This window comes from Microcoleus sp. T3_B1, from assembly GCF_036700445.1.
Classification (GTDB): domain Bacteria; phylum Cyanobacteriota; class Cyanobacteriia; order Cyanobacteriales; family Microcoleaceae; genus Microcoleus.
The window spans coordinates 21855-48284 of record NZ_JAUBOX010000017.1 but is presented as its reverse complement, the minus strand read 5'-3'; the positions used below and the strand labels follow the sequence as shown (position 1 = coordinate 48284).

At 43.4% G+C, this 26430-nt stretch carries 33 protein-coding genes; 20 read left to right on the top strand and 13 right to left on the bottom strand.

What is annotated here, in order from left to right; genetic code table 11:
- Positions 1 to 35 precede the first annotated feature (35 nt).
- The 6 genes from QT990_RS11900 to QT990_RS11875 all read left to right on the top strand — a co-directional run bounded on the left by QT990_RS11900 (position 36) and on the right by QT990_RS11875 (position 5133).
- Entirely contained in the window at positions 36 to 248 is a 213-nt protein-coding gene (locus tag QT990_RS11900; protein ID WP_006633566.1) for a DUF2997 domain-containing protein, read from the top strand.
- An 11-nt stretch (positions 249 to 259) separates the two neighbouring features.
- Positions 260 to 1042, top strand: coding sequence for an XRE family transcriptional regulator (locus QT990_RS11895; RefSeq protein ID WP_333142573.1), 783 nt, complete (start codon positions 260 to 262; stop codon positions 1040 to 1042).
- A 20-nt stretch (positions 1043 to 1062) separates the two neighbouring features.
- Entirely contained in the window at positions 1063 to 2826 is a 1764-nt protein-coding gene (locus tag QT990_RS11890; protein WP_333142574.1) for an Hsp70 family protein, read from the top strand.
- 54 nt (positions 2827 to 2880) lie between these two features.
- Positions 2881 to 3486 carry a hypothetical protein gene (locus tag QT990_RS11885; RefSeq protein ID WP_333142575.1) on the top strand — a complete coding sequence of 202 codons (606 nt, stop codon included), beginning with the start codon at positions 2881 to 2883 and terminating at the stop codon, positions 3484 to 3486.
- A gap of 31 nt (positions 3487 to 3517) precedes the next feature.
- Entirely contained in the window at positions 3518 to 4375 is an 858-nt protein-coding gene (locus tag QT990_RS11880) for a bifunctional class I SAM-dependent methyltransferase/HIT family protein (RefSeq protein ID WP_333142576.1), read from the top strand.
- Positions 4376 to 4563: 188 nt separating this feature from the next.
- Positions 4564 to 5133, top strand: coding sequence for a hypothetical protein (locus QT990_RS11875; protein ID WP_333085073.1), 570 nt, complete (start codon positions 4564 to 4566; stop codon positions 5131 to 5133).
- A gap of 91 nt (positions 5134 to 5224) precedes the next feature.
- Here the strand turns inward: QT990_RS11875 and QT990_RS11870 are convergent, their stop codons facing one another.
- Positions 5225 to 5779, bottom strand: coding sequence for a GNAT family N-acetyltransferase (locus QT990_RS11870; RefSeq protein ID WP_333142577.1), 555 nt, complete (start codon positions 5777 to 5779; stop codon positions 5225 to 5227).
- Between the two features lie 306 nt (positions 5780 to 6085).
- On the opposite strand from QT990_RS11870, the gene QT990_RS11865 reads away from it, so the two are divergent.
- The 3 genes from QT990_RS11865 (at position 6086) to ilvA (ending at position 9948) form a co-directional block, all read left to right on the top strand.
- Entirely contained in the window at positions 6086 to 7261 is a 1176-nt protein-coding gene (locus QT990_RS11865) for a DUF262 domain-containing protein (protein WP_333142578.1), read from the top strand.
- A 6-nt stretch (positions 7262 to 7267) separates the two neighbouring features.
- On the top strand, positions 7268 to 8329 hold the full coding sequence (locus QT990_RS11860) for an MAE_28990/MAE_18760 family HEPN-like nuclease (RefSeq protein WP_333142579.1): 1062 nt from the start codon (positions 7268 to 7270) through the stop codon (positions 8327 to 8329).
- 86 nt (positions 8330 to 8415) lie between these two features.
- A complete protein-coding gene (gene ilvA, locus QT990_RS11855) occupies positions 8416 to 9948 on the top strand; it encodes a threonine ammonia-lyase, biosynthetic (protein ID WP_333142619.1) in 1533 nt (510 codons plus the stop codon).
- A gap of 104 nt (positions 9949 to 10052) precedes the next feature.
- Here ilvA and QT990_RS11850 read toward each other — a convergent pair whose 3' ends face one another.
- The 3 genes from QT990_RS11850 to QT990_RS11840 all read right to left on the bottom strand — a co-directional run bounded on the left by QT990_RS11850 (position 10053) and on the right by QT990_RS11840 (position 12218).
- Positions 10053 to 10877 (bottom strand): Rpn family recombination-promoting nuclease/putative transposase, encoded by an 825-nt coding sequence (locus tag QT990_RS11850; RefSeq protein WP_333142580.1) that lies wholly within the window; start codon positions 10875 to 10877, stop codon positions 10053 to 10055.
- A 65-nt stretch (positions 10878 to 10942) separates the two neighbouring features.
- Positions 10943 to 11824, bottom strand: coding sequence for an Rpn family recombination-promoting nuclease/putative transposase (locus tag QT990_RS11845; protein ID WP_333142581.1), 882 nt, complete (start codon positions 11822 to 11824; stop codon positions 10943 to 10945).
- Between the two features lie 148 nt (positions 11825 to 11972).
- On the bottom strand, positions 11973 to 12218 hold the full coding sequence (locus QT990_RS11840) for a hypothetical protein (RefSeq protein ID WP_333142582.1): 246 nt from the start codon (positions 12216 to 12218) through the stop codon (positions 11973 to 11975).
- Positions 12219 to 12341: 123 nt separating this feature from the next.
- Between QT990_RS11840 and QT990_RS11835 the strand changes: the two genes are divergently transcribed.
- The 3 genes from QT990_RS11835 to QT990_RS11825 all read left to right on the top strand — a co-directional run bounded on the left by QT990_RS11835 (position 12342) and on the right by QT990_RS11825 (position 13516).
- On the top strand, positions 12342 to 12614 hold the full coding sequence (locus tag QT990_RS11835) for a helix-turn-helix transcriptional regulator (protein ID WP_333032399.1): 273 nt from the start codon (positions 12342 to 12344) through the stop codon (positions 12612 to 12614).
- A gap of 134 nt (positions 12615 to 12748) precedes the next feature.
- Entirely contained in the window at positions 12749 to 13084 is a 336-nt protein-coding gene (locus QT990_RS11830) for a XisI protein (protein WP_333142584.1), read from the top strand.
- 183 nt (positions 13085 to 13267) lie between these two features.
- Positions 13268 to 13516 (top strand): hypothetical protein, encoded by a 249-nt coding sequence (locus QT990_RS11825; protein WP_333142585.1) that lies wholly within the window; start codon positions 13268 to 13270, stop codon positions 13514 to 13516.
- A gap of 13 nt (positions 13517 to 13529) precedes the next feature.
- Here the strand turns inward: QT990_RS11825 and QT990_RS11820 are convergent, their stop codons facing one another.
- The 4 genes from QT990_RS11820 to QT990_RS11805 are packed head-to-tail and all read right to left on the bottom strand — an operon-like array spanning position 13530 to position 14650.
- Positions 13530 to 13934 (bottom strand): hypothetical protein, encoded by a 405-nt coding sequence (locus QT990_RS11820; RefSeq protein WP_333142586.1) that lies wholly within the window; start codon positions 13932 to 13934, stop codon positions 13530 to 13532.
- A gap of 5 nt (positions 13935 to 13939) precedes the next feature.
- Positions 13940 to 14155 carry a hypothetical protein gene (locus QT990_RS11815; RefSeq protein ID WP_333142587.1) on the bottom strand — a complete coding sequence of 72 codons (216 nt, stop codon included), beginning with the start codon at positions 14153 to 14155 and terminating at the stop codon, positions 13940 to 13942.
- Between the two features lie 41 nt (positions 14156 to 14196).
- Complete coding sequence (locus QT990_RS11810; protein ID WP_333142588.1) at positions 14197 to 14361, bottom strand: hypothetical protein; 165 nt, start codon at positions 14359 to 14361, stop codon at positions 14197 to 14199.
- A gap of 1 nt (position 14362) precedes the next feature.
- Positions 14363 to 14650, bottom strand: coding sequence for a hypothetical protein (locus QT990_RS11805; protein WP_333465278.1), 288 nt, complete (start codon positions 14648 to 14650; stop codon positions 14363 to 14365).
- 42 nt (positions 14651 to 14692) lie between these two features.
- Here QT990_RS11805 and QT990_RS11800 point away from each other — a divergent pair, with 42 nt between their 5' ends.
- Complete coding sequence (locus tag QT990_RS11800) at positions 14693 to 15616, top strand: transposase family protein (RefSeq protein WP_333465277.1); 924 nt, start codon at positions 14693 to 14695, stop codon at positions 15614 to 15616.
- 107 nt (positions 15617 to 15723) lie between these two features.
- Here QT990_RS11800 and QT990_RS11795 read toward each other — a convergent pair whose 3' ends face one another.
- Together QT990_RS11795 and QT990_RS11790 are read right to left on the bottom strand one after the other, a co-directional pair.
- The gene (locus QT990_RS11795; RefSeq protein WP_333465276.1) at positions 15724 to 15915 is read right to left on the bottom strand and encodes a hypothetical protein; all 192 of its coding nucleotides are present in this window, start codon (positions 15913 to 15915) and stop codon (positions 15724 to 15726) included.
- A 227-nt stretch (positions 15916 to 16142) separates the two neighbouring features.
- The gene (locus QT990_RS11790; protein ID WP_333142590.1) at positions 16143 to 16991 is read right to left on the bottom strand and encodes a hypothetical protein; all 849 of its coding nucleotides are present in this window, start codon (positions 16989 to 16991) and stop codon (positions 16143 to 16145) included.
- 138 nt (positions 16992 to 17129) lie between these two features.
- On the opposite strand from QT990_RS11790, the gene QT990_RS11785 reads away from it, so the two are divergent.
- From QT990_RS11785 to QT990_RS11770, 4 genes are read left to right on the top strand one after another with little or no spacing between them, the layout of a single operon-like run.
- Entirely contained in the window at positions 17130 to 17648 is a 519-nt protein-coding gene (locus QT990_RS11785; protein ID WP_333142620.1) for a hypothetical protein, read from the top strand.
- 53 nt (positions 17649 to 17701) lie between these two features.
- Positions 17702 to 17857: a type II toxin-antitoxin system HicB family antitoxin gene (locus tag QT990_RS11780; protein WP_333142591.1), complete on the top strand. Its 156-nt coding sequence runs from the start codon at positions 17702 to 17704 to the stop codon at positions 17855 to 17857.
- A 23-nt stretch (positions 17858 to 17880) separates the two neighbouring features.
- Positions 17881 to 18087, top strand: a complete 207-nt coding sequence (locus tag QT990_RS11775; protein WP_333142592.1) for a hypothetical protein — start codon at positions 17881 to 17883, stop codon at positions 18085 to 18087.
- Complete coding sequence (locus QT990_RS11770) at positions 18087 to 18434, top strand: type II toxin-antitoxin system PemK/MazF family toxin (protein ID WP_333142593.1); 348 nt, start codon at positions 18087 to 18089, stop codon at positions 18432 to 18434. The genes QT990_RS11775 and QT990_RS11770 overlap by 1 nt, the downstream gene beginning before the upstream one ends.
- On the opposite strand, the gene QT990_RS11765 is transcribed toward QT990_RS11770, so the two are convergent.
- From QT990_RS11765 to QT990_RS11755, 3 genes are all read right to left on the bottom strand, one after another.
- Positions 18422 to 18673 (bottom strand): hypothetical protein, encoded by a 252-nt coding sequence (locus QT990_RS11765; RefSeq protein WP_333142594.1) that lies wholly within the window; start codon positions 18671 to 18673, stop codon positions 18422 to 18424. The two genes, QT990_RS11770 and QT990_RS11765, sit on opposite strands and share 13 nt — an antisense overlap.
- A 258-nt stretch (positions 18674 to 18931) precedes the next feature.
- Positions 18932 to 19783, bottom strand: coding sequence for a DUF6920 family protein (locus QT990_RS11760; protein ID WP_333142595.1), 852 nt, complete (start codon positions 19781 to 19783; stop codon positions 18932 to 18934).
- A 149-nt stretch (positions 19784 to 19932) separates the two neighbouring features.
- Positions 19933 to 20307, bottom strand: a complete 375-nt coding sequence (locus QT990_RS11755) for a DUF1257 domain-containing protein (protein ID WP_333142596.1) — start codon at positions 20305 to 20307, stop codon at positions 19933 to 19935.
- A 263-nt stretch (positions 20308 to 20570) separates the two neighbouring features.
- On the opposite strand from QT990_RS11755, the gene QT990_RS11750 reads away from it, so the two are divergent.
- The 3 genes from QT990_RS11750 (at position 20571) to QT990_RS11740 (ending at position 26358) form a co-directional block, all read left to right on the top strand.
- The gene (locus tag QT990_RS11750) at positions 20571 to 21761 is read left to right on the top strand and encodes a WD40 repeat domain-containing protein (RefSeq protein ID WP_333142597.1); all 1191 of its coding nucleotides are present in this window, start codon (positions 20571 to 20573) and stop codon (positions 21759 to 21761) included.
- Positions 21762 to 22285: 524 nt separating this feature from the next.
- A complete protein-coding gene (locus QT990_RS11745) occupies positions 22286 to 24658 on the top strand; it encodes a PAS domain S-box protein (RefSeq protein WP_333142598.1) in 2373 nt (790 codons plus the stop codon).
- Positions 24658 to 26358 carry an EAL domain-containing protein gene (locus tag QT990_RS11740; protein ID WP_333142599.1) on the top strand — a complete coding sequence of 567 codons (1701 nt, stop codon included), beginning with the start codon at positions 24658 to 24660 and terminating at the stop codon, positions 26356 to 26358. The genes QT990_RS11745 and QT990_RS11740 overlap by 1 nt, the downstream gene beginning before the upstream one ends.
- The last annotated feature ends 72 nt before the right edge of the window (positions 26359 to 26430 follow it).

Below are 26430 nucleotides of genomic sequence, written 5' to 3'. Positions count from 1 at the left end.
GTCAACACTCAAGCATTAAACCACGAGGCAGAATTATGGCAGAATACCGCCAAATAGAATACCGCATCGGCAAAGACGGCAAAATTACCGAAACCGTCCTCAACGCCACAGGTTCGAGTTGCACCGAAACCACCGCCGGAATTGAAAAAGCCCTCGGAAAAGTAGAATCTCAAGACTTGCTGCCAGAATACTACCAAGGCGAAGAAAATTTGGTCGTTGAACAAACGCAGACTTTAAAACAAGTTTAGAAGAGTTAAAGATGTTTGATATCCTGGGTGCAACAGTTGATGTAACAACAGTGCCTGCCTTCAGCTTCGCGCTAGCTATCGGGGGCATTTTTCTAATTTTAGTGTACGTTTATGCTGCATCTGAGGCGGGAGATGCGATCGAGTTTAAGTACGATACAATTCTGCGGGAACGCATGAATCAGCTAGACATTCTCGATTGGCAAGATTTAGGCGAAAAAGCAGGCTTAAGTCGCTTTGGGGTGCGCTTAGTGCGGCAGGGAGACGTGGGAAAACTCACCCTAGACCAACTGAGGCGGCTGGCAACAGTGCTGAATTTGAATTTTCAAGAGTTCGATCGCACTTTGAGCGCGCTGCCAATATCGGCTACAATCACAACTAATCCCAGCGAAATAGAAGAATTGAGGCAGCAGTGTTTCCGGCTGCGAGAAGAATTGCAGCAGCAAAAAGCTCAACTAACTGCCGATTTTCGCCGCGCTACCTTTGAACAGTTGCAAACTTTGTTAACCAACTATCCCGCCGCCCGCAAAATGGCAGAAGCCAAGCCGGATATGCCCGCCAAAAATCTCTCAGCTTTGTTTACTCCCTTAGAAAACCTGTTATCAAGCTGGGATTTTCAAACAATCGGTTCTGCGTGGGAACAAACTCCTTACAATCCGCAGTTGCACCAGCCGGATGTTGAGGATATAACAGAAGGAGAATTAGTTTATATTCGGTTTGTCGGCTATCGCGAGGGAGAGCGAATTCTTACTCCTGCTAAAGTTAGTCGCACCCTGCCAGCGGGAATGAAAAATTAAATTTTAAATTTAAAATCACCATGACTACAGTTGCCATTGACTTCGGCACCAGCAACACGGTTGTCTGCATTCTTAACCCGGATACGCAAACACCAGAAACTTTGAGATTGGGCGAGATGTCCCGCATTTTTAAAACCAAGAATTCGAGCGGAGATGTTCGAGAAATATCTGTAGTGCCGACTTTAGTCTTTGTGAACAAGGCGGGAGAGTTGGTGTTAGGAGAAAAAGTGCGATCGCAGCGTTTGGGACAATCCCAGCCCGACCGTTTTTTCAAAGCTTTTAAACGCAATTTAGCTGCCGATTTTCAGCCGCCGCCCCGCAATATCGACGGCGAAACCTACACAGTCGAATCAGTAGCTGAACAGTTTATCAAAACTATTTGGAAACAATTATATTTACAAAATATACAGGCAGACAAAGTAATTTTTACCGTCCCCGTTGGATCATTTGAGCGATATCTAGATTGGTTTCGCGACTTAGGAGAAAGTTTGGGAGTTGCGGAAGTTCAGGTAATAGATGAATCCACAGCCGCCGCCCTGGGATATGCAGTAAAACGCCCCGGCTCTCTAGTTTTAGTAGTTGATTTTGGCGGCGGAACTTTAGATTTAAGTTTAGTTCGCACTGCTGTAACCCCCCCCTTACCCCCCCTTAGCAAGGGGGGGAGAAATCTCGATTCCCCCCTTAGTAAGGGGGAGATAAATCTCGATTCCCCCCTTAGTAAGGGGGAGATAAATCTCGATTCCCCCCTTAGTAAGGGGGAGATAAATCTCGCTCCCCCCCTTAGCAAGGGGGAGATAAATCTCGCTCCCCCCCTTAGCAAGGGGGGGCTGGGGGGGGTGCGTGCCGAAGTGTTAGCAAAATCCGATGCTTATGTAGGCGGCGAAGATATTGACATCTGGATTGTCGAAGATTATTTGCGGCAAATTGGTTCATCGCGGGCAGAAGTCGGCCCAATTGGCTGGCAAAATTTATTAGACATAGCGGAAAAATTAAAAATTCAGCTTTCTCAAGTTAATGAGGCGAAGGAAAGCTGGTTTGACGATGAAAATTTTATGTCTTACGACTTGCAGCTAAACCGAGAGAAGCTTGAGGAAATTCTGGAATCTAGGCAGTTGTTAGAACAGTTGCGGGAAAGTTTAGATGAAGTGCTGATTATTGCACAGGGAAAAGGTATCGGTAAAGCAGATATCGAACAGGTTTTGCTGGTAGGAGGAACTTCTCTAATTCCGGCTGTATCTAACTTAGTGGTTTCGTATTTTGGGCGGCAAAAAGTCCAAAGAGACAAGCCTTTTGAAGCAGTGGCGCACGGTGCTTTAGCATTGACACAATTAGCGAGTGTTGACGATTATTTGCGCCACAGCTATGCAATTCGCCTCTGGGAACCTTATGCTAAAGCTTATGCTTATTCGCCGATATTTAGCAAGGAAATGAAGTATCCCTGCCAAAGTTCCGAAGAGTTGACGTTGCAAGTGGCAATTGAAGGGCAAAGGGAAATTCGGTTAGATATTGGGGAAGTTGCGGAGGTATTGCAAGCGGAGGTTATTTTTAACGAAAAAGGGCAAATGATGAGCAGCTTACTCAACAAACAAACGGATTTTCGCTCTCTGGAAAGCCACCACCAGCAGGTTTGCGTAGCGCATTTGAATCCGCCTGGGGTATTGGGAATTGACAGGGTTTCGGTGAGTTTTGAGGTGGATGAGAGGCGGGTTTTGTTGGCGACGGTGCGGGATTTGGTGACTGGTAAGGTGTTGGTGGAAAAAGGGGCGATCGCCAAACTGCAATAATGGTAAAATCTCAAGTATCATCGGTATTTTTTAGTTAAGTTAAGGACTTTTAAAATGTCATATAGTGAATTTACTACCATCACCAAAGTGCGTGCAGCATTTAACCTCACTGTTAATGAAAAAACTGTTTTGTTTGCAGATGTAGAATCAATTGCACCTAGCGAATATCTCAAAACAACCCTAGCAGAATATATCCCTCTCGCCAATGCTATCAATACTGAAAAAGCTCGATCCGAGTTAATTATTGCTCCCGTATTATTAGAAGTACGGCGCATTTTAAACTTCCAAATCGGCTTTTTTTCCGGCACGGAATTTAATGCCGATCCCGAAAGTGGACTTAACGGGTACTGCGATTATATCCTCACCGCATCCAGCGATTTGTACGAAATCAGAACACCAGTTGTAACCTTAGTAGAAGCCAAAAATGAAAACATCAAAAACGGATTAGGACAGTGTATTGCTGAAATGTTGGGAGCCCAGCGATTCAATCAACAGCAAAATGATGAAATTGAGGCGATTTACGGAGGTGTTACCACGGGAAATGCTTGGAAGTTTCTCAAATTGGTAAATCAAACAGCTTTTATTGACTTGAACGATTATTATATTAACGAAGTTGACAAAATTCTCGGAATTTTAACAAAACCTTTACGAAAAGACTAAAAACAACGATTGAAATCAAATTTATGCCCCCATGAAAAAGCAACAAAATAAATTCAGCCACCTGACGGCAATGGAAAGAATTTCCCTGTCCTTTCCAGCCAGATTTTTATTGGATAAAAACTTGCTGCAAGGCAAAGTCTTAGATTTTGGGTGCGGCTTGGGCAGCGATGTTAGATTGTTGCAGCAAAAAGGCTTCGATATTACGGGTTATGACCCTTATTATTTCCCGGAATTCCCCGAAGATAAATTCGACACAATCATTTGCTTTTATGTTTTGAATGTTTTGTTTCCCGAAGAACAAGCTAATGTCCTGATGGAAGTGTCGCACCTGTTGAAACCGGGAGGGCAGGCGTATTTTGCGGTGAGAAGGGATATCAAAAAAGAAGGCTTTCGAGAACATTATGTCCACAAAAAACCTACATATCAGTGCATTGTCAAACTTCCTTTTAAGCCAGTTCACCTAGATGAGTCTTGCGAAATTTACAAATACGTGCATTACAATCATCAAAGAAATTCAACTAATCACTGCATATTCTGCAATCCGTATAAAAACCTAATTTTGCTAACTGAATCAGCAACAGCTTATGCGATGTTTGACGGTTATCCCGCCAGCAAAGGTCATGTTTTAATCATCCCCAAGCGTCACGTTGCCAATTATTTTGAACTGCCGTTTCGAGAGCAATCCGCTTGCTGGTTTATGGCTAATAAGGTGCAAGAAATGTTAAGTAAAGAGTTTCAGCCAGACGGTTTTAATGTGGGAATCAATATTAATAAACAGGCTGGTCAAAGTCGCAGTCACGCGGCTATTCATGTTATCCCCCGCTACAATGGCGATGCGGCTGGGAATAAAGGCGGAATTAGGTATGTGATTCCCAAGAGTGAAAAATAAAAGTTAGCCAATTGTGAAAGGAATTCTTTTTTACCGCAGAGGCGCAGAGAACACAGAGGAATAGAGAAGAGAGGAATTCATAATTTTTGTAAGGATTGTTATATTTGAGCAAACGGCGAGCAAAATAGAGTTAAAATGTGTTGGCAAGGTCTAAAACTACACATTAGCAGCAATTTGGTGTTCTGTTTATGTCTAAGCGCAAAAAGCAAGCATGGCTCAAGGAAACTCTAGAACTCAAAGAAGACCACAATTGGAAGTCAAAGCCGGGAACCCGAATTTTTGTAGCAGGAAGAGGTGCAGTCCGCTTTGATGTCCCGGAAGATTGGCATTTTGAACCGGATACTAATTCGTTCCGGTTTACGGATAAAAAGCCGCCGGATGATGATTGTCGTTTGGAGGTTTCGTTTAATTTGCTACCACCTAATAACTGGGCAGATTTTCCGCTGGTGCCGCTATTACAGAAGGTAGTTGAAGATGATACGCGAAATCCGATCGCTTTTGGGGAAATTATCCAATTGAAGCGGCAAACTGCCCGCGTTGTTTGGACTGAATTTAAGTTTATCGACCCTCCAGAACAGCGGGAAGCTTATTCGCGAATCTGTATTGGATTGGGTTCTAATGTTCAGTGTTTGATTACTTTTGATTACTGGGTTGACGATGCAGAGCGTTTGACTCCTGTCTGGGATACGGTGATGGATTCGTTAGTTCTGGGTTTGTTTATCAGCGACCCTCGAACGGGGTTCGCACGTCCAGACTAGACCGATTTTCTGGGAAACTTTCAACAACTAATTTTGCTAAGTGTTGAATTGGCAAGCCACCAGTCAGTAAATTTAGAACCTACATTAAACTTTACAACCGCTTTGCCATGTAAATATCTGGCTTGCCAATTCCGTTCGCGTCGGGCATCACTCCCACGATCGCAAAACCCATCTTTTGATAAAATTCGTAGGGATGACCGCGCAAATTTCTAATTTTGGCGACGTGTTCCCAAACGTTAGGATAAAGATTGATGCCTGAAAGAGTGGTTTGATTGTCTTCGTCGTCGGTACCCACCCACAGCACGATCCCTCCCCGGTTTTTAGCTTCTGCTGCTAAATCAGCTACGAGCGATCGACCAATTCCTTGTCTGCGAAATTCTGTTCCCACTACCAGCGGGTGCAGTTCCCAAACATTACCGTCATACTGTTTAATCCCGCCAATCCATCCCAAAACTTGATTGTTGTCGGCCACAGCAATTCGACTGATGCGATCGGCTCCCAAAGATTCTTGCACTTCTTGCAAAGCAGAATTTAGATCGGGCCAAGCATCGGGCCAATGCTCTTTAAAACCTTCAACTATTAATTTAGCTACCTGTTGAATTTTTGGCTCGTCAACCGCACGCAAATCTGTAATTTGTACGTTCATGATTTTACATACTAAATCAAGGATTACGGACTAATACGCTCACAAACCGGATTTTAGAACCGGGGTAAACGGCAAAAACGAAGTCAGGACTCACGAGGGCAACATTCGCTACAGCTTGCCCGATAGCCAGATTTCATATTTCATTCTAGGCTAATTTTGCCATAAAATCGGATTTGGCGATCGGGTAAGGGCGATCGATCTTCTGCAGCGATAATTTGCGATCGCTAGTTTGCTAGATTTGAGTCGATCGGCTAATCCTGAAAATGCTATAATTATTAACAAGTTGTGCTTAGGGAGACTACGGAAATGCAGCTCGCACCATTTGAAGAAAAGATGTGGAATAGTTGGTCCCAAAACACACCAGATCATCGCAGGTTCGATCGCGACACATACCAGCGCTACGACTTCAAAGAAACACCAATCGTTACCGAAATTAACCGTGAAAAGCTTCCCCGGTTTGTTGAATCATTAAAACTTTCTAATTATATAGAAATGCGATCGTTCTACCAAAGAAGGGGTCGTTGGACTGCGACGATGAAATCCAGATTGATAGAGTCATTTATTCTCAATATTCCCGTACCTTCAATAATTCTGTATAAACAAGATTTCAAGCCTTATGAAGTCTTGGATGGTGAGCAGCGAATCTCCGCTATTCAAGAGTTTTATGAAAACCAACTAAAACTGACTGAGCTGGAAATTTTGCCTGAATTAAATGGACATACCTACAGCAGACTTCCTCTACAAATTAGGGCTAATATCGATCGCAGATCCATATCCTCAATAGCAATTCTTGCCGAATTAACATCCAATCCTGAAGCAGACAAGTTCCTCAAAAAGAAAACCTTTGAACGTCTAAATACTGGAAGATTAAATTTCAGCCAACAGGAAATGAGAAACATTTTGTATGGTGGAAAGTTCAATGAACTGTTGCTAAGATTAGCGCGCAATCCCATATTTGCTGAAGCTTGGGGAATTCCGACAGACGATAAAAGCCGAGACTTAGAGAAGAACAGTATTTATGAAAAAATGGAAGATGCTGAATTAGTTTTGCGTTTTTTTGCCCTAAGAAATATAGAACATTATCAAATGGAACTGCCAGATTTTTTAGACTTGTATATGATGAAAACTGCAAGTTTTTCCCTGCACGATATTAATTTTCTGGAAGATTCTTTTATAGAAACTCTTTCATTAGCCTATCGAGTTTACGGACAGCATTTATTTAAACCATTCGATCCTCAATCTCAAACTTGGTCTGAACAATCCAATCGATTCTATTATGATGCGACTATGCTTGGTTTTAACAAGCATTTACTTGATGCCTATCAATTAATGTCTGGAAGACATCGCGTTATTGAAGCAACAAAAAACCTCTTTAACCAACCGGAAGCTCGTTTTTTGACAGGAGGTGGAACAAGTAAAGCAGAGATTCAGGAGCGGCTCGGAATATTTGACGAAATGCTTTCGCAAGTTATCGGAGAGTAACTTGCGATGTTTGAGGAGCTGATCGAGAAAGCTAGTGTCAAAATTTCAACAGTTCGTGCGATAATCAAGACTAACCATCGACTTAGAAGAATCGTATTTCGAGACAGTTTAAATAAACAGAAGTTGGCAGAAGATGATGAATTTGCCGCATTAATAGACGTAATTCCTAGCGAAAAGGAGTGGGAAATTTACGATCGCTCTGCTGTTGTAACCCGATTGTATGCTATTTACGAGCGCTTCGTTGAGGATTTAATTTCTGATTGGCTGCGACGGATGCCCGATTTGGTTCCACGTTATTCAGATTTGGGAGAAAAAATCCAAAATACCCATCGAGAGGGTATAGGGCGTTTATTGATTGACATCAAAAAGAATAGGTTTCAACACCTTTCAGTTGAGAAAGTAGTGCAAGGATTATCCTGTGGAATTACTGACACTGGAAAATACGAACTACTTCCTGATGCTTTCCTATTGCACGAGCAAAATTTACGGAAGGAAGTGCTAGAAACAGTTTTGAAAAATGCTGGGATTGATGAGGCGTGGAAATGGGTAATTAACCACAAAGAAATTAAATATTTTGTAGAGGAAGTTGGCGGCAGTCAAAACACGGCAGAAGGAGAACTCAAACAACTGGTTGACTATCGAAATAAAGCAGCACACGGCTCTACAGATGAGATTTTGGGAACTCAAGAACTGTTGGACTTAGGTGATTTTGTTGAGGCTTTATGTAAATCCCTTGCCGATTTAGTCACCTACAATATAATTTTACGCCAGATCGATCGAGGGCTGGTAAGGGAGATTGGAAAAATTACTGAGTGGTTCAAAAAGCCACAAGCAGGCGTAGCCAAAGTTCAGGAAGTTACCTTAACTGTAGGAGGACGTGTTTTTCTAGTTTTAGTTAATGATGAATTGTCGTACTGCTACTCTCCTAAAATTGAGAGCATTCAGCTTAATGATATTTCCCACAATCAGGTGGAAATAACCTCGGAGGCAGAAGTAGGGTTAAAGTTCGATCGGGATGCCAGAATAGGATTGACTATTTATGTAACTAAATCAAACCAAGTTGACTGAATCTTTCGTTAACTGCGAACTGCGATCGCCCCAAAATCCCGACCTAACGATCGCACAAGTGCCGTACAATTAACCCACCATCCGGCATCAACCAACCTGCTAACCCCATGCTTTGCGATTACCTAGTACAAATCCTCACCGCCCGCGTCTACGATGTTGCTCAAGAAACAGCCCTAGAATGCGCCCCGAATCTATCAGCACGGCTCAACAATAAACTTTTGCTGAAGCGAGAGGATATGCAGTCGGTGTTTTCCTTCAAACTGCGGGGTGCGTACAACAAAATGGCGCAACTGTCGCCGGATTTGCTAGCACAAGGCGTCATTGCAGCTTCCGCCGGCAACCACGCCCAAGGAGTCGCCCTCGCCGCCCGCCACCTCGGAACTCGCGCGATCATAGTCATGCCCGTAACGACGCCGCAGGTGAAGGTAAATGCGGTGATAGCCCGTGGTGGAGAGGTAGTCTTGCATGGGGATGCTTACGATGATGCTTACGCTTTTGCGCGTCAATTAGAGGCCCAAAAAGGTATGACTTTTATTCACCCTTTTGATGACCCCTACGTGATTGCTGGACAGGGTACGATCGGCATGGAAATTCTGCGGCAACATCAAAAACCAATTCACGCGATTTTTGTGGCAATTGGTGGCGGCGGATTGATTTCGGGAATTGCGGCCTATGTCAAGCGGTTGCGGCCGGAAATTAAGATTATTGGCGTCGAACCGGTGGATTCCGATGCAATGAATCAATCCCTGAAAGCGGGTAAACGGGTGCGTTTGTCGCAGGTGGGTTTATTTGCTGATGGCGTTGCTGTGCGGGAAGTTGGGGAGGAAACTTTTCGGTTGTGTCAGGAGTATGTGGATGAGATTATTTTGGTGGATACGGATGATGTTTGCGCGGCGATTAAGGATGTTTTTGAAGATACGCGATCGATCTTAGAACCTGCTGGCGCTTTGGCGATCGCAGGTGCGAAAGCTTACGTGGAACGGGAACAAATCGCAGGAGAAACATTAATTGCTGTTGCTTGTGGCGCGAACATGAATTTTGATCGGCTGCGTTTTGTAGCAGAAAGAGCCGAGTTTGGCGAACGCCGCGAAGCCATTTTTGCAGTCACAATTCCCGAACAACCGGGAAGTCTCCGCAGGTTTTGCGAATGTCTGGGCAAGCGCAATTTAACTGAATTTAGCTATCGAATTGCGGATGAAAAAGAAGCACATATTTTTATCGGCGTGCAAATTGAAAACCGTGCGGATGCGGTGAAGATAGCCGCAAGTTTTGAAGATTGTGGTTTCAAGACTTTGGATTTAACTGATGATGAATTAACGAAATTGCACGTGCGGCATATGGTGGGCGGGCGTTCGATGCTGGCAGATCATGAATTGTTTTATCGCTTTGAATTTCCCGAACGTCCGGGTGCGTTGATGAAGTTTGTCGGTTCGATGAGTCCTAACTGGAATATCAGCGTTTTTCACTATCGAAATAATGGCGCCGATTACGGGCGAATTGTGGTGGGAATTCAAGTACCGCCCGATGAGATGCAGGAATGGCAGGCTTTTTTGGATACGCTGGGCTATCAGTATGGGGATGAGAGTCAAAATCCGGCTTATAAGTTGTTTTTGAGGTAGGGTTTATGACTCGGCGGTTTCAACCGCTTCTTGTCAAACGAAGTCCGCGCAACGCGAGACTAAGAAAATGGACGCGAACAAAGTCATGTCTGGTTTTCGACGCATCAAACTTCCGATCGCAAATTCCGCACATCCTCTATACTGAGTCCGGTTGTTTGACTGATAGTTGCATCATCCAGGCGATCGAGCAATTGCCGTGCGATCGCCAGCTTTTCTGCTTGAACGGCTTGGAGTATAGCTCCTTGTTGGTCATAAATAAACATTTCTCGCCGTTCGATATCCGCCAATTCATCAGGTGTTAAATTGACTTGATTTGCGATGTCAAAGGCTTGATGAATCTCTGGAACGCTATCCATTACTGCCGGGACATCCGTTATTGTCCTCGCATATTTCATGAAATATATCCATTTATCCGCAAGGGTTTCTAGCTGGTCTACTTCTTTGGTGAATTTAGGAAGTTCTACAAATACCAACTCGATGTTATTATCGGTATATGGGAGATTGCTCGTTACTTCTTTGTAGACAAATCTCGAAATTAGTCGAGCGCTATTTGCAAACATCTCGAAATCAGTCAGTGTTAATGCTATCACTGGTTTGAGCATTCGGTAGCCTTCTCCTTTTTGCAATTGAAAGGCGTAAGTTTTGGCTGCGTTGTACAAAACTCTCTTGCCGAAAGACTCTACGTTTAATACCTGCATTTCAATAATGACTAGCCTACCATCAATTAGTTTGGCTTTGACATCTAAATAAGTATCTTTCAAGCCTTCGACTTTGGGCGGTAAGTTAGGGTCGATAATTTCTAAGTCTGCAATGGTAGGATTGCCATCGTAAATCATGGCGTTGAGAAAGCTGATGAGAATGTCTTTGCTTTCTGAGGAGCCAAATATTTTTTTGAAGGCGTAATCGGTTTTGGGGTTGATGAATGTCATGGTTGGAATCGGGAATCACGATCGCTATTTCGATTTTATCATCGGTGCTCTTTTTGAAATAAATCTCATTCCGATCGCAAATTCTGCACGTACTCAACGCTAAGTCCGGTTATTTGAGCGATTGTTGCGTCATCTAGGCGATCGAGTAACTGCCGTGCGATCGTCAGCTTTTCTTCTTGTCGGCCTTCTTGTCGGCCTTCTTGTCTGCTTTCTTGTCTGCTTTCTTGAACAGCATCTTTAACAGCTTTAATTATCGCTCCTTGCTGGTCGTAAATAAACATTTCTTGCCGTTCGATATTTGCTATTTCCTCCGGGCTTAAATTCACTCGATCTGCGATGTCAAAAGCTTGATGGATTTCGGGTACGCTATCCATTACTGGCGGGATTTCCGTTATCGTTACCGCGTATTTCATGAAATAGAGCCATTTATCTGCTAGAGTTTCTAGTCGGTCTACTGTTTTGGTAAATTTTGGTAATTCTACAAATACTAACTTTAGATCGTTATCGGGATAGGGTAAGTTAGAAATCTCTTCTTTGTAGACAAATCGCGAAATTAAGTTGTTGCTGTTTTTAAACATCTCGAAATCAGTTATTGTTAAGGCAATTACTGGTCTGAGCATTCGATATCCTTGTCCCTTTTGCAATTGAGATGCGTAGGTTTTGGCGGCGTTGTACAAGATTCTTTGTCCGAAAGATTCGACGTTTAATACCTGCATTTCAATGATGACTAAAGTACCGTCGGCTAGTTGGGCTTTGACATCTAAAGAGGAGTCTTTTAAACCTTCGACTTTGGGCGGGAGGTTGGGGTCGATAATTTCTAAGTCTTCAATGGTAGGATTGCCCTCGTAAATTATGGCGTTGAGAAAGCTGATCAGAATGTCTTTGCTTTCTGAGGAACCAAATATTTTTTTGAAGGCGTAATCGGTTTTGGGGTTGATGAATGTCATGGTGGGAATCGGGAATAACGACCGCTATCTCGATTGTATCAATAGGGCGATGGCTACGCCCCGGCCCCGGCCTACGAACTTGACGGGCGATCGCACGATTCCGAAACATCAGGTTTATGAAATGCGATCGCCCTCCTCGTCAGTTGCGTCAATTCTTCTGCAACCATTTGGTGAGCACGCGCATCCACTGGCCGGTATTCGGTGCACGCTGCAAGTCGCTCCAGTCTGCCATTTGGGCAAAACCTAGTCGCACCAGCCAATTTACTACGGCGGTTATGCCTTGGCGGGAGCCAACAACCATGATACGCACGGGTTCCCGGTTTTCTCGATCGTCCGTGGGTTCTGCCTCTTGTTGGGTGTCCTTGGGCGGTTCGATTGGAAAGTCTTTAGCCATTGGGAAGTCCTCATCTTCAAAATCAACCTATGACTACATATGTGTAGTTACCAATATCATACCGCAATGAATACATATATGTAGTCATTTACGGTTGGGGCATCCCTTGGCATCATGGGGTGCATGGGGAAAGCTGGTCGAGTTTTGAGAGATGTGCTGAATACCTATGGCATTAGCCAAAACAAATTGGCGATCGCAATGGGCGTGCGACGTTCCGTTGTCTATCGTTGGTTTAATGAGCTCATCGATCCAACGGGAGACACGCTTGTGAAGATGGTTGTGGCGTTAAAGTTGCTAGATATAGATGCAGCGCGGGAGTTTGTGCAGCGCTATTTGGGTGAAGTTTTGGAGGATGAGGGTGAGGGTGAGGTCGATCGATCTACAAACACAGAATAGACTTATTGTTCAGAAGGTCGATCGAGCTTTTCCAGATAGACGCGATTGGAAGTACAATAAAGTTGAAGAATCTCGGTAGAGCGGCATCAAGTTAACCGCATTGTTTACGAGCCAATAAATGAGGTGATTGTGCAATGGATAAACTAGAGCATTATCGTCAGTCGATTCAAGCATTATTGACCCAATATGCGGCAATTCCGGTCTCCAACGGTGCGATCGAGTCGCAAATAATTTTTGATACGCAGCGGGATCATTATCAGGTGACGAATGTTGGTTGGGATGGGCATCGGCGGGTGTATGGATGTGTGATCCATTTGGATATTAAGGATGGCAAGATTTGGTTGCAGCAGAATACAACGGAGATGCGAGTCGCGCACGAGTTGGTGGCAATGGGTGTGGCAGAGGATGATATTATCTTGGGATTTCAAGCAACCTATGTGCGCGAATATACGGGATTTGGGGTGGCTTAGCCATTCCCAAGGATGCGGCAATGTTTTTTTTAGAAAGAAACCGGGTTTTTAGGAAAATATTTCGTTGCAGCCAGTACCCAAGGCAAAAAACCCGGTTTCTGGGCCCTGATGCGGAAGTTTTAATAAAGCGGCTCTTGGATAATTATAATGGGTACAGAAGTCTAGCAAGGAGAATGTGCGATCGTGACCGTCCGGGAAGAACTAATCAATGAGATCGATCGAGCATCAGATGATTTACTTCAGGTGCTATTGAGTTTTTTGCGTCAGACGCGCTTGTCGAATGCTGAGCCTTCTATGTTGACAGATTTAGCTGAGATTTCGAGTGCTGGATTGACAGCGCAAAAGCATTATCCTCTGCGCGGGATGCCGTTGGTAATTGCTGAGGATTTTGATGAGCCGATGTCAGATTTATGGGATGCGCTGGGTACATGAATTCTGGTGGAGATTAACGCTTCAGCTCAATATCGAACTCAAGCCGAGAACGATAAAAGTGAACGTCAAATTCTAAGAAGAAATTTGTCTGTCCCAGAATCAATGATACGCGGTCACTTTTTGCCCAAGCAAATACTAATCTTACCGGAGCAAACTCCCCTATTTCAGCCATGAAAAATACTGGCATCGCTGGTTGATTACCAATGTTACCAGCAAGTCGAATAATGGCTTTACTGTCATCCCAAACTAAGCCAAGCTGAGTTCCTATTTGGTAAGGCAATACATTCACGGTTGCACCGCTATCTACTAACCCAACAACTTCGACTCCCTGGTTATTGTGGTGCAGAATCAAGGGAATGCGGGGTAGGCTATCAAACTCATCTTGAGAGGGGTCATTGGTAGAGTATTGGAATCGCATAATACTCAGTTTTCGTTGTTGTTAGCCAAATTCATTGCCTGCATCAAAGCTGCACCAGCACCAAAAGTATCGTAGGGTGTTGGTAGGTAGTAAATCTTGTAAGGTTCCAAAGGGAAAATATCCTCACTGATATCTTCTTCCGCCATTAGAATGCGGATTAACTCTCGTTTCTCGATCGCAGACAGTTGTCTAATGGTAGGGAGTAATTCTGTTAGTGTCATCAGTTGTTTTCCTACGATGCGTCTATGTTAACGGTAGCAGCTTAGCGTAGTAATTGCAACTTCCAGGGGAGTTTTACAAAGATAGGCGCGATCGCAACTAAGATGCGATCGCGCGGCGGTATGATATTCCTGACGTTGAAACGATTTGGAGTTGCGGGCGATCGGGCTTTTTTCTGGTTAGGGCGATCGCACTTCACGCACCACAATTTATTCTGGTTTCATCCAACCTTTAACGATAGCCTTCCCGACAATGACATAGCGAGTGTCTAAAAACTCTTCGATCGCAGCTTCACCACTAGCCTGCAATGCAGCAATCAAGCGACGCTTGAAACTAGGGGTTGTTTCATCATGAACGTACTCAATCTTTTCGGCTTCAGTAGGATTTGGATTAATTCTTGCTAACTGTTCGAGAAGTTGTTGAATTTCTTTAGCTGAAGCAGCAAGAGTTTGCTTTTGCTCAGACTCAGATAATAGACATCTCCAAAATAGTAACATTATGTGGTAAAAGAACATAAGAGACCTTTTTTACACAGAAAGATGAGCGACATCCTGAATCATATTGAAGAAAATCCTAAACAAACACAGCGATTAATTGGTCTGGCCTATGAAGAGTTACAACAATTGCTCCAAAATGCCGAAGGATTACATCATGAAAAACAAGCTTTACTAGAAGCAAAGAAAGTGAGAATTATTGCTGGAGGAGGAGGTCGGAAACCGAAACTATCTCTGACAGAACAAATAATTTTAACCTTAGTCTATCTGAGGCATATGACAACATTTCAACTTCTGGGCATCCAGTTTGGAGTAAGTGAGTCTACAGCTAATGATACATTTAACTATTGGTTGCCGCACCTGCGACAATTGCTACCATCTAGCTTGCTGGAACAAGTAAAAAAAAACGCTGCTGACCATGCAATAGTTAAGGAAATACTCACAGAATATGAATTAATAGTAGATACCTACGAACAAGTCAGAGAGAGACCTGGAGATAAGGATGAACAAGAAAAATACTTTTCAGGCAAGAAGAGTAATCATACATTCAAAAGTCAAATAATTATCATGCCAGATGGTAGAGATATAGTTGATGTTGTGGCAGGGGAACCTGGACCTAAAAGCGATATAACCTTATTCCGGGAATATCGCTCCGAGTTTGACCCTCAACAGAGATTTAAGGGAGATAAAGGTTACGTTGGAGAAGATTTAATAACAACTCCCATTAAAAAACCCAGAAATCGAGAATTAACAACTGAACAAAAAGAACAAAACAAAGCATTTTCGGCTAAAAGAATCTTTGTTGAACATCGAATTCGCTCGCTCAAAATATTTCGAGTTGTACAAGAAAGATTTAGGTTGAATCCCCAAAAATATGAGCAAGTAATTTTAACGATTTGTGGAATAGTAAGGTTGCGAATTGGAGCTTTAATATTACCATTAGGAAATGCGGTGAAAGCGTCAGATTAAAATTAACAGATTTCACTCAATATTTTGGCATAATTATCAACAATAAATATCTCAAAGTCTGGTTTTATCGTACACACTAGCTAATTTAGGAGGATTACATTTACGTCCTAGAACTTAACTACACAGAGGCTTTGATTGTTTTCGGAGATGTCTAATATATTGTTGACTTGGATACTAGCTCCCTGGGTCATTTGATTAGCGACGTTTCCCCTGTTAGAAGCACCGTAGATGGTTCCACCGCTCACAGCACCGTAAACATTTCCACCACTCACATTAATTGACCGATTATTGTCAGACATACTTTAAAATACTCCTTAATCACAAACTATTTTACTATTGATTTAGGATAAAATGTATCAACATCGTTTCTTGATAAAAACCGATTTGGCTTTTCATTTGCTTTCAGTGGTATCCAAATTGAAGTGCTTTTATTTTGAGCCATAATATTCTTGAAATTCAGATCGTCCTCATCTTTAATGGTAAAACAACTTTTGAATCCTAAGTCAGGCACTGGTACATCTTTTGTTTATGCATAAATCATCAACTCGTAATCACCTGTTTTGACCTGGAATTGTCTTCCTCCTATTTCAGTAATCCAATCAAACCGAATTACTTTATTCACCGAAGAAAGACCTTTTATAGCAATTGGCTGAGCTAAATTTTCATCTTGAAATTCAGAATTTTCAATCTTAACGAAGGTAGTCCATGTCATGTCATAACAATCATCATGACCTTGTTTGGAAACAACTAAGCGAATACGTTGAATTGTTCCACCTTTTGGACTCCAATTGTAAAATGTGATCGGTAGGTTAAATCCTACTCCCGCAATGCTTGTACTACTTGTTGTAACATTAGTTTTAGGAACGGGGAAAAGTATGATATCTCTTCCAAAACATAACTGAATACGTTCTTTTCTAAAATTAGAGCTATAAGCAACAGCAGAAGATACAAGTAAGCTAAGTAGAGAAACTACCATTGTGATCCAATCAGTTTCTTTATTTGTTTGTTGTACAGCGGTAGTATCGTTGAGTGTTAAAACATTTTGCGATGGAGTAGGTGATGATATCGGTGCTTTTTTAGTTGAAGTACCAGAGCCTTGTTTGATGGTGCCAGTATCTGGTCTATTTGTAGGTTGCTGAGCTACGGATTTAATTGAAGTAGCTAATAATGAAATAGTACATATTGCTAATAGCATTTTATTTATCCTCATGCCACCATATCCATATTCTTGATGTAATGCTTCATATTTACATATATTTGAATATTGGCGGAAATTTCTCATTTGCAGTTTATTACGCTTGTAGGAAATAATCGCAATTGACTTTACACAAATATTAATATAATCATTACTTTTAATTATAAACGGAGCATTCAAAGCCGTAAACCCAAAAAAGTGGGAAAAAGTTGGATCTTCATAAAATTGCTATAGACACTTTAGATACTAGCTGGAAAAAGTTGGAAAAAGTTGGAAAAAGTTTGGTATAGTAACCATACCTATCTCACCATCCCACCTATGGATAGTCCTCAGATATTGCAATTTGTCGATGAAGCTGTCTATACCAACACAGGTAAACGTCTAAATAACTTGCAGCGGAGGATTATCGCAGGCATACTGAAGCGTCAAAGATATGCTGACGTTGCAGAAACTTATGGTTATAGCTCCCAGCACGTTAAAAAGGCTAGTCACGAGCTTTTGCAAATGTTATCTGAAGTGTTTGGCGAACAAGTGAAAAAAAGTAATCTTGAATCCGTCTTAGAAAGGCATATAAATCTGAATATAACTTTTGGCAATGAAAACAATATTAATAAAAATCTTATTGGTATTGGCTGCATAAATAATTGCCCTGAACCCTCTACTCCTACGCCAGATAAAAGTCAGCCGGAAATTCCCGACTTGCAGGAGGAAAGCAAAAATCAAACTAAGATTGAAACAATTGATAAATTACGGCAGTTTGGCTTGAGCGACGAGCAAATTGCAGAAGCGCTAGATATACCTTTAGAGCAGGTTAAACAGGTGGACTTGGAGGAGTAAAGTCTGCTACAGTAATGAACAGGTAAGTTTTGAGAATAAATTAGGAGGATCAATTGAAAATCAAAATTATCATTCACGAAGCAGAAGAAGGCGGATACTGGGCAGAAGTTCCTGCTATTCCTGGCTGTGCAACTGAGGGAGAAACTTTTGAGGAATTGCTGCAAAACCTCTATGAAGCGATCGAAGGTTGCCTTGTTGAAGTAAGATAAAATATCCCCAGATTTTTTCAGCTATGAACACAAAACTCATTGAATCCTTAGTACAAATCATCCAGACACTCTCAGAAGAAGAGCAATTGCTAATCAAAGCAAAACTATTTAGTAACATCCCCTATCCTTCTACTGCGGAAATAGCCCAGTTAGCCCAAAGCGGAGGAGCATTTCAATTCCTGCACGACGAACCTGATATTTACACCCTTGAAGATGGAGAGCCAATTTAGTGAAGCTAAAAAAAGGAGATATTGTTTTAGCTGAATTTCCCTTTACAGATTTGAGTCAGAAAAAGTTACGTCCGGCTTTAGTGCTGTGGGCAAGTTCAACCATAGATGAAATTACGCTCTGCTTCATTTCTTCGCAAAATGTCACTACCCTAAGTTTAGATGAATTTGCTTTAAATGCTTCAGATCCAGAATTTCCCAGCACGGGATTAAAAGTATCTTCTAAAGTTATAGTGACTCGGATTGTCAGTCTTGAACAGAGATTAATAGTGAGAAGATTGGGCGAGTTAGGAAGTCAGAAAATGCAGGAATTGAATGCAACTATCATACAAGCATTTCAATTAGTATAGCCTTGTTTACTCTCGCGTACTTGCCGGAAACGATCCAAAATCCCTGCAATAAACGTTTCGCCATCAATCGGTGGAGTATGTTCCGACATGGCAACAGCAGCATCTATCTTAACTCGTACACCATCGATCCACTGGCGATCGGCGAGAGCTGCTTGAAACTCATCAAGCCATTCGAGAAACTCTGCGAGTTCATTTTCTGGAAGTTCCCTTACTGCTGTCTTGAGTTCTGAAATGTTCATGGGTAATTAACTTTTTTTGCTAATAGCCGTTTACCTGTGTACTCTAATTATCAGATTGTTCCCATGAAATAGGGGAGAAAATCTCCGACGCAACCGACAACACAAACTATAGCAATCCTAAATCATTTGCATAATTATTGTAGGGGCAATCCGACCCCTACTCCCCGTGGTTGCCCGATAGATAAGGGGTAGGCACGGGGAGTAGGGGTAGCACTACCCCCTACAAATTTATCTGAATCATTTAGGATTGCTATAGAATCATCGTGCAAACTCATAGGCAATATTCGTGATGCGGCCGCGCCAGTAGGGCAATAGCGAGCCATCAGGCAGTTGCCACGCCACCTCACCGGAGAGGGGAATCCGCATACCGTCTCGCAATTCGTAGTCCCAGAAGCGGCCTTGCCAGGGCGCAAACACCAGCCCGCCGTTAACTGTACGGGCGCGGGCCTCGGCGCGGATACTGGCGATTAGCCCTGCTTCATCAAAGCGGAAATCCAGGGAAACAGCGGTGTCGCCATCCTGTAGCGTTGCTCTGGCCGAAGAATTGTCGATCGCATCCCAGCGAACACCCTGACTCGGCAGCAGTCTCGTCGGATACCAAGCCGCCTCCGCGAAAAAGCGCATCAGTTCGCCTTGTGCAGCTTCTGGAGTGCCGCGGAGATCCGCCAGAGTCACCAGGCCCAGCAGCGCTGCATGGAGGATGCCTTCGCCAGAAATGTAGGCATCATGAACAAACGCATTGATACCGGGCATCATGGCAATTCGCCCCTCCCAGTCAAAGCCTGGGCGCTGAGTAATTACCAATTGAGTTGAGGTGAAGGCGCTCCATTTTTCTGCGGTTTCGCTCATGTTAAACGTGCCTTCGTGGGAAACCCGCGCTGCTACAATTAGCGGTTGTCCATCCTCGATCACCGCGCGAAAGTAGCGCTGCACTGGCTGGGGTAAATCGGCAATTTCCCGCGCATCAAATGTGAGAGGTTTAATCGGCGATCGCGCAGCTTCCAGATTTGTTCGCAGTTCCTTGGTACCCAGATGCCAGCGGTATCCTCCAAGGGCGATCGCGCCAACAATGCCAACTACAAGCGCCAGGATAATTAGTACGATCGGCACATGATTACTCCTCTTGATATTTCAATAAGCTGTCGCCCATTTAATTTTTAAGCTAGGGTTTACTTAAACTTTTGTGGCGCGGGCATCCTGCCCGCGCTCCATCTTCAATTTAAATGCCAAATAGCTTACCAGTTAATCCAGAGCGAGTCTTAAACCCATCTACCAACTACAACTCTCAGCGTTCCATCTGCCAAAGTTTCCTCTTCTTCAACATGAAAACCCTCTGAATGCACCGCCGCCATCAAACTTTTCCGCGCGTATTTTTGACTGATTGAATTGATAAATTCCTGCTGATTAATTCGAGCGCCCCAAAAATCCGCCACCAATTCGTAATCCTCTCCGCTGCGGCGAAAACCCAAATCGTAACCATTGGATTGCCGAATCACGTACTCGGCATTAGTTTTGTCACCCCGATAACCCCGTACCTGCACATTGGACTCTACTTGATAACCCAACTCTTCCAACACTTGATGCAGCAGTTCGCCGTTCTTGATCTGAACCTTGATAGTTGTGAAGTGTGACATATCACTTTCGGATTTTTGTGTAAAACGCTGATTTGATTATAATAGCATAAACAGCAAGAGTCAAGAAGTTAGAAATTGTGCTCTTAAACCCGGTTTTAGCGTCACAGAAAGCAGCCCGGGTACAAGCCCCCGGATTCATAGGTTCAGAAAATCACAACAGAGTATCCGATAACAATTGCCCCGATTTATCCGTGCGTGAGTTCGCTTTCTTCAATCCTCCAATTCTTCAAATCTAAAATCCAAAATCTAAAATCTAAAATCGTATGATGGCCGACAATTCTAATCAACCTAGAGAATATGATGCCGTCCTCGGCGGCCAAAGTCAAATCCCGATCGCCGCCGCAGTTTTGGGAGGCATCGCCGGAGTCAAGCAGCGCTTCAACAGTCCTAGTATCGAGGCTCGGATTGCCGCTGTTAAAGATGCTCCTAAATACGGAGGCGCTGGTTTAAATTTAGCAATTGAGGCGCTGCTTGACCCCGCAGCAGAAGTGCAGCGAGTTGCTTATTTAATTTTGCGATCGAGGACAGAACCTCTAGTGCGCCAAGCTTTAAAAGAATTCGTGCCTTACAAGCTTTTTGACTCCATTCGCAGTGTGAAAACTGGCACAAATGTTGCGATTAGTCCCGGAGGATCTCGCACGGCGAGTTTGCACGGCAAAATAATTAGAATTTGCGATGTAGATACAGGAGAAATACTCTATACTGTTGACAAGTATCCCCGCGCTCAAGAAACTTTTGTCCTTTGCCAAGAAAGCGAAGTTTTTGTGAGAAGCAGAAATACTCCGAAACATCGTGCGATCGAAATTTGGCAAGGAGGAGAATTGCGGCATACTTCTCTCGGACATGAAGGGGAAATTAGCGCAATTGTTATCAGTCCCGATAGTCAAGTTATCGCCACAGGTTCGGCAGATACTACTATCAAAATTTGGAATTTAGAGACGGGAAAGTTAATCTGTACTTTTGGCAGTCTTTTAACTTGGGGAGCTCATAAAGCAGGAATTGTTAGTCTTGCTTTTAGCCCGATCGCACAAACTCTCGCTAGCAGCAGTTCTGACGGTACAATTAAACTGTGGAACCTCCGCAGCAGAGAATGCTTCCAAACAATTAAGGGTTACGCGAATTGTCTGGCTTTCAGTCCAGACGGGCAGACTTTGGCTACTGGCGGCTGGGACAGAAATATTCAACTGCGGCCGCTATCGAATCCAGATAGTTCAATCACTTTGGCCGGGCATTTTAACTCGATAAATGCGATCGCCTTTAGTGCCGACGGACTCACTGTTGTCACTGCTAGTGCCGATGGTAATATCAAATTTTGGAATGCCAGTACGGGCGAAAATATTCACACTCTCAGCGGACATCAAAACTCTGTTACTTGTCTTACTTTTAGCAGCGATGGTGAAACTATTATCAGCGGCAGCTTAGACAAAACTGTCAAAATTTGGGGAGTTAATTGAAGGAAGTTCGGCAACGATCACTGTACAAGATGTAGCGGATGGAAGAAAGAGGAATAGGGAATAGGGAATAGGGAATAGGGAATAGGGCAGAAGGCAGAAGGCAGAAAGAAGAGGGAATCGACTTCATGATTTTCACAAATTAAGTACCTCCTAACCATTCAGGCGCTGCCTATATTTCTATTTTCCCGATTCCAGATTCCTCGGTGCGTGAATCTACGCAAACAAATATAATAAATTTACAATCCCAGTTCTTGTGCAAGCCGAGGATTGCGGAACTTCTTTTTGCATTACTACAAATAGTGACCGTAAAAATACCGACGCATCGGCCTTATTCAGCTTATTATCAATTTGTGAACTGTCGCCGGAAAGCCTGAGCGAGCCTCAATTTCTGAATCCTTTAAAGTAGCTTTAATATATCGCATCTTGGTCGGAGGAGTATTCCTGCTAATTGTAATATTTGACTTAAAAAGTTTATGCTTAAAAGATAGGCTGAGGTTAAATATACAGTGCGCCCTAGAGCAACCATGTCACACTGCAACCAATCCATCTGTCGTTCCCGCAATCTCCCAGAAATGTGCGCTACTGCTGCCAGTTGGCAGCAAAAAGCCGATCGACTAAGGGTAGAATTAAACACCACCCAGGATCTGCTTCACGCAGAAATCGCTCGGCTCAAACAAGCCAACGAAACCCTTCACGCCGCCGTCAGTTGTGCCCCAATTTTCCTGTGGGCCACAGACAGAGACGGCAAGTTAACCCTTGCAGCAGGGAAAGGATTAGAAAATTTGGGACTCAAACCAGGTGCAACTGTCGGGCTGTCGATTTGTGAAGTTTACAGCAGCCAGCCAGATATCTTAGAAAATATTGCTGAGGTACTAGCAGGAAACGATCGCACTTGGAACGTCCGAGAGAGGCATTTTATTCACGAAATTCGATCGGCAGCCCTGCGAGATGGAAACGGCGAAGTTGTCGGCGCCGTCGGTGTTTCTACTGAAATTACCGAGCGCGAGCAGTCCATCGCCACTCTGGAAACGGCAAATCAAGAATTAGAAGACAGACTGCAGCAGCAAACGGCTGTCTTCAATGCAGCACTTGCCGAAAGCGAAAAAAAGTACCGCAACCTCGTAGAAACCTCCCAAGAATTGATTTGGTCGATCGATATTGAAGGCCTCTTGACTTTTGTCAATTCCGCCGCCAAACGCATCTACGGTTACGAACCGCCAGAAATGATCGGACGGCGTTTCACCGATTTTTTAGTTCCCGATCAAGAAAATAGACCAAGAGAAATATTTGCCCAACTTTTAGCGAGAACCAAAATTCAGCCACAAACCGCTAATTCTCCTTACGAAACAGTACACCTTCGCAAAGACGGTACTCCCGTCCACCTGCGCGTCAACAGCATCGTCAACCAAGCTGAAAACGGCGCTATTTTAGGGTTGTGCGGAACGGCGACAGATATTAGCGATCGCAAGCGATCGGAACAAGCACTCCAAGAAGCTACAGACCAACTTCGCGCCGTCTTGGATGCCGTACCCGGACTGATTTCTTGGATCAGTTCCGATTTGCGGTATATTGGAGTCAACCAGCACTTAGCAACCTCATTCAACCTGTCTCCTGAAAGCTTTGTCGGTCAAGAAATCAACTTTCTCGACAAAGGCTCGACTTTCGGAGAACTGATCCGAATTTTTTTTAACAGTTCATCTCAGCAAACCTGCCAAGAAATAGAAATAGAAATTAACGGTTTCGTCCGCAACTATTTGATAGTAGCTCAGAAATATCATCAGGGAACCGCAGCAGTTTCTGTAGGAATAGACATTACCGACCGCAAGCGTGCAGAAGCTCTCAAAAACCAATTGATCTGCTCGCTGCAAGAATCCGAACACAAATTTCGTAGCCTTTATGAAGCCACCAGCGACGCAGTAATGTTGCTTGACGAAAAGGAGTTTTTTGACTGCAACCCCGCTACCTTAAAAATATTTGGCTGTAGCAACACCAAAGAATTTTACGGCAAGAAACTGAGCGACTTTTCCCCACAATTTCAGCCTAGCGGACAAGACTCATCCAGTCTAGCAATACAGAGAATATCGACAGCAATGCAAACAGGTAGCTGTCGCTTTGACTGGGTACAAAAACGACTCGACGGTTCAGAATTTCCCGCTGAAGTGCTGTTAAATGCAATGGAAATTAACGGACGAAAAGTAATTCAAGCAGTAGTGCGGGATATTACAGATCGCAAGCGCGACGAAGATGGCATCAAAGCATCCCTCGCAGAAAAAGAAGTTCTCCTCAAAGAAATTCACCACCGTGTCAAAAACAACCTCCAAGTTATTTCCAGTTTGCTCAAACTTCAGTCACGCTACATCCAAGACAGCCACGTTAGTGAAATGTTAAAAGAAAGTCAAAACCGAGTCAGATCAATGGCCCTGGTTCACGAACAATTGTATCAATCCAAAGACTTGTCAAACATTGACTTTGCTGAATATATCCAAAATCTCGCCCACAATTTATTCCAAGCTTATGAAAATCATGCAGAAGGCGTCAACTTGCAAACAAATATTGCGCCGTGTTCACTCAATATTGATACGGCCGTTCCTTGCGGGTTAATTATCAACGAGCTTGTAACAAATGCCCTCAAATATGCCTTTAAAGGACAAGTTAAAGGTAAAATTAACATAGATTTCACTTTAGATAATAACAGAGTTTGCGTGCTAACCGTGAGCGACAGCGGAATTGGTTTTCCTCAAGACTTAGATTATCGCAAAGCCCGAACCTTGGGTTTGCGACTTGTCGGGTCTTTAGTCAAGCAAATCCGGGGGGAAATAGAACTGTTAGAAACTGCGGGCACGACTTTTAGAATAACCTTTTGTCAACCCAAATTGCACTCGGAGGAGAAAAATTAGTGTCAAACAAAAAAATTCTGATAGTTGAAGACGAGAGCATCATTGCGGAAGACATTTCCGACAGTTTGATATCTCTAGGATATAGAATAACTGGGATGGTATATTCTGGAGAAGAAGCGATTGAATCGGCCGCCAAGTTCCGCCCGGATTTAGTTTTAATGGATGTTAACCTGCAAGGAGAAATCGATGGCATTACAGCAGCCGAAGAAATTCGCTTGCGCTTTCAAATTCCCGTAGTTTATCTGACAGCCTATGCCGATGAAACTACTTTGCGACGAGTCAATAGTACCAAACCGTTCGGCTATATTGTCAAGCCCTTTGAAGAAAAAAACTTGCACACAACTATTCAACTGGCACTCTACAGACATCAGTATGACAGCTTGACCAACCTGCCGAATCGTTCATTTTTGCGAGAAAAGTTAAGTCGAGTATTAGATGGTCAAAAAGAATTGTCAGGAGTCGTTCCAGTTGTCACGCTTAGCTTAGATAAAATCAACCGCATTAACAGTACCTGGGGACACGATATCGGCGACTCGGTGCTTTGCAGCATCGCCCAGCGGCTAACTAACTGCATGGAAAACATTAATATTGTTGCTCGTTTGGAAGCGGCAGAATTCGCGCTGATTCTTAAACCAGTTGCAGAAAAACAGGATGTGGCTAAGATTGCTCAAAACATTTTAGATATTGTATCCCAAGGTATGATTATCAAAGATTGCGAAGTCTATGTCACGGCTAGTATGGGGATCTGCTTGTATCCCGGAGACGGCATCGACGGAGATGAAATGCTGAAAAATGCTTATATAGCAATGTATCAATCTCAGCAAAAAGGCGGGAATAATTATAATTTTTATACGCCCAAAAAGGCGAATTATTTCATCAATACACTTCTTCAAGAAACTTCGCTGCGCCATGCTTTAAAAAGCTCAGAGTTTGAAATATACTATCAGCCGCAAATAGAAATTAAAACAGGTAAAATTATTGGTGCTGAAGCTTTAGTCCGCTGGAATCATCCAGAACGGGGGCGAGTTTCTCCGGGGGAATTTATTCCAATGGCTGAAGAAATGGGCTTGATTGCGCCGTTGGGTGAATGGGTATTAGAGACTGCTTGCAGGCAAACTAAAACATGGCAGAGAGCAGGTTTACCGCCCCTGCGAGTGGCAGTTAACGTGTCAGCCCGTCAATTCGAGCGCAAAAATTTCACGGAAAGAGTCAGGGAGATATTAACAGAAACCGATCTCGATCCCCAGTGTTTGGAATTAGAACTGACGGAAAGTCTTGTTTTGCAAGACGAAATTGCAGCAGCTAAAGCTTTTACGGTGTGGAAAGATCAGGGTATTAGGATAGCAATTGATGATTTTGGAATGGGATATTCTTCTTTGAGTTATCCAAAACGCTTTCCGTTTGATGCGCTCAAAATAGACAAGAGTTTTATTCGCGATATTGCAGACGATCGCCAAAATGCAGCGATCACAATAGCGATTATTCAAATGGCACACTGCATGAACATGACGGTGGTGGCTGAGGGGGTAGAAAATGAGCAAGAACTTGATTTTTTGTGCGAGTACGAATGCGACGAAATTCAAGGCCATCTTTTCAGCCCAGCTTTGCCAAGGGCTGAGTTTGAAGCGCTGCTGAAAAGCGATAAGTGCTGGGATTTACATCAATTCCGGTTGCAATCCTCCGGAATAGTTGACTGTTGACTGTTGACTGTTGACCGTTAACTGTTGACAACTGACAACTGACAACTGACAACTGACAACTGACAACTGACA

Coding starts and splice junctions, on each gene's coding strand:
- QT990_RS11900 (WP_006633566.1), top strand. CDS start 36: ATGGCAGAATACCGCCAAATAGAATACCGCATCGGCAAAGACGGCAAA.
- QT990_RS11895 (WP_333142573.1), top strand. CDS start 260: ATGTTTGATATCCTGGGTGCAACAGTTGATGTAACAACAGTGCCTGCC.
- QT990_RS11890 (WP_333142574.1), top strand. CDS start 1,063: ATGACTACAGTTGCCATTGACTTCGGCACCAGCAACACGGTTGTCTGC.
- QT990_RS11885 (WP_333142575.1), top strand. CDS start 2,881: ATGTCATATAGTGAATTTACTACCATCACCAAAGTGCGTGCAGCATTT.
- QT990_RS11880 (WP_333142576.1), top strand. CDS start 3,518: ATGAAAAAGCAACAAAATAAATTCAGCCACCTGACGGCAATGGAAAGA.
- QT990_RS11875 (WP_333085073.1), top strand. CDS start 4,564: ATGTCTAAGCGCAAAAAGCAAGCATGGCTCAAGGAAACTCTAGAACTC.
- QT990_RS11870 (WP_333142577.1), bottom strand. CDS start 5,779: ATGAACGTACAAATTACAGATTTGCGTGCGGTTGACGAGCCAAAAATT.
- QT990_RS11865 (WP_333142578.1), top strand. CDS start 6,086: ATGCAGCTCGCACCATTTGAAGAAAAGATGTGGAATAGTTGGTCCCAA.
- QT990_RS11860 (WP_333142579.1), top strand. CDS start 7,268: ATGTTTGAGGAGCTGATCGAGAAAGCTAGTGTCAAAATTTCAACAGTT.
- QT990_RS11850 (WP_333142580.1), bottom strand. CDS start 10,877: ATGACATTCATCAACCCCAAAACCGATTACGCCTTCAAAAAAATATTT.
- QT990_RS11845 (WP_333142581.1), bottom strand. CDS start 11,824: ATGACATTCATCAACCCCAAAACCGATTACGCCTTCAAAAAAATATTT.
- QT990_RS11840 (WP_333142582.1), bottom strand. CDS start 12,218: ATGGCTAAAGACTTTCCAATCGAACCGCCCAAGGACACCCAACAAGAG.
- QT990_RS11835 (WP_333032399.1), top strand. CDS start 12,342: ATGGGGAAAGCTGGTCGAGTTTTGAGAGATGTGCTGAATACCTATGGC.
- QT990_RS11830 (WP_333142584.1), top strand. CDS start 12,749: ATGGATAAACTAGAGCATTATCGTCAGTCGATTCAAGCATTATTGACC.
- QT990_RS11820 (WP_333142586.1), bottom strand. CDS start 13,934: ATGCGATTCCAATACTCTACCAATGACCCCTCTCAAGATGAGTTTGAT.
- QT990_RS11815 (WP_333142587.1), bottom strand. CDS start 14,155: ATGACACTAACAGAATTACTCCCTACCATTAGACAACTGTCTGCGATC.
- QT990_RS11805 (WP_333465278.1), bottom strand. CDS start 14,650: ATGTTACTATTTTGGAGATGTCTATTATCTGAGTCTGAGCAAAAGCAA.
- QT990_RS11800 (WP_333465277.1), top strand. CDS start 14,693: ATGAGCGACATCCTGAATCATATTGAAGAAAATCCTAAACAAACACAG.
- QT990_RS11795 (WP_333465276.1), bottom strand. CDS start 15,915: ATGTCTGACAATAATCGGTCAATTAATGTGAGTGGTGGAAATGTTTAC.
- QT990_RS11785 (WP_333142620.1), top strand. CDS start 17,130: ATGGATAGTCCTCAGATATTGCAATTTGTCGATGAAGCTGTCTATACC.
- QT990_RS11775 (WP_333142592.1), top strand. CDS start 17,881: ATGAACACAAAACTCATTGAATCCTTAGTACAAATCATCCAGACACTC.
- QT990_RS11765 (WP_333142594.1), bottom strand. CDS start 18,673: ATGAACATTTCAGAACTCAAGACAGCAGTAAGGGAACTTCCAGAAAAT.
- QT990_RS11755 (WP_333142596.1), bottom strand. CDS start 20,307: ATGTCACACTTCACAACTATCAAGGTTCAGATCAAGAACGGCGAACTG.
- QT990_RS11750 (WP_333142597.1), top strand. CDS start 20,571: ATGATGGCCGACAATTCTAATCAACCTAGAGAATATGATGCCGTCCTC.
- QT990_RS11745 (WP_333142598.1), top strand. CDS start 22,286: ATGTCACACTGCAACCAATCCATCTGTCGTTCCCGCAATCTCCCAGAA.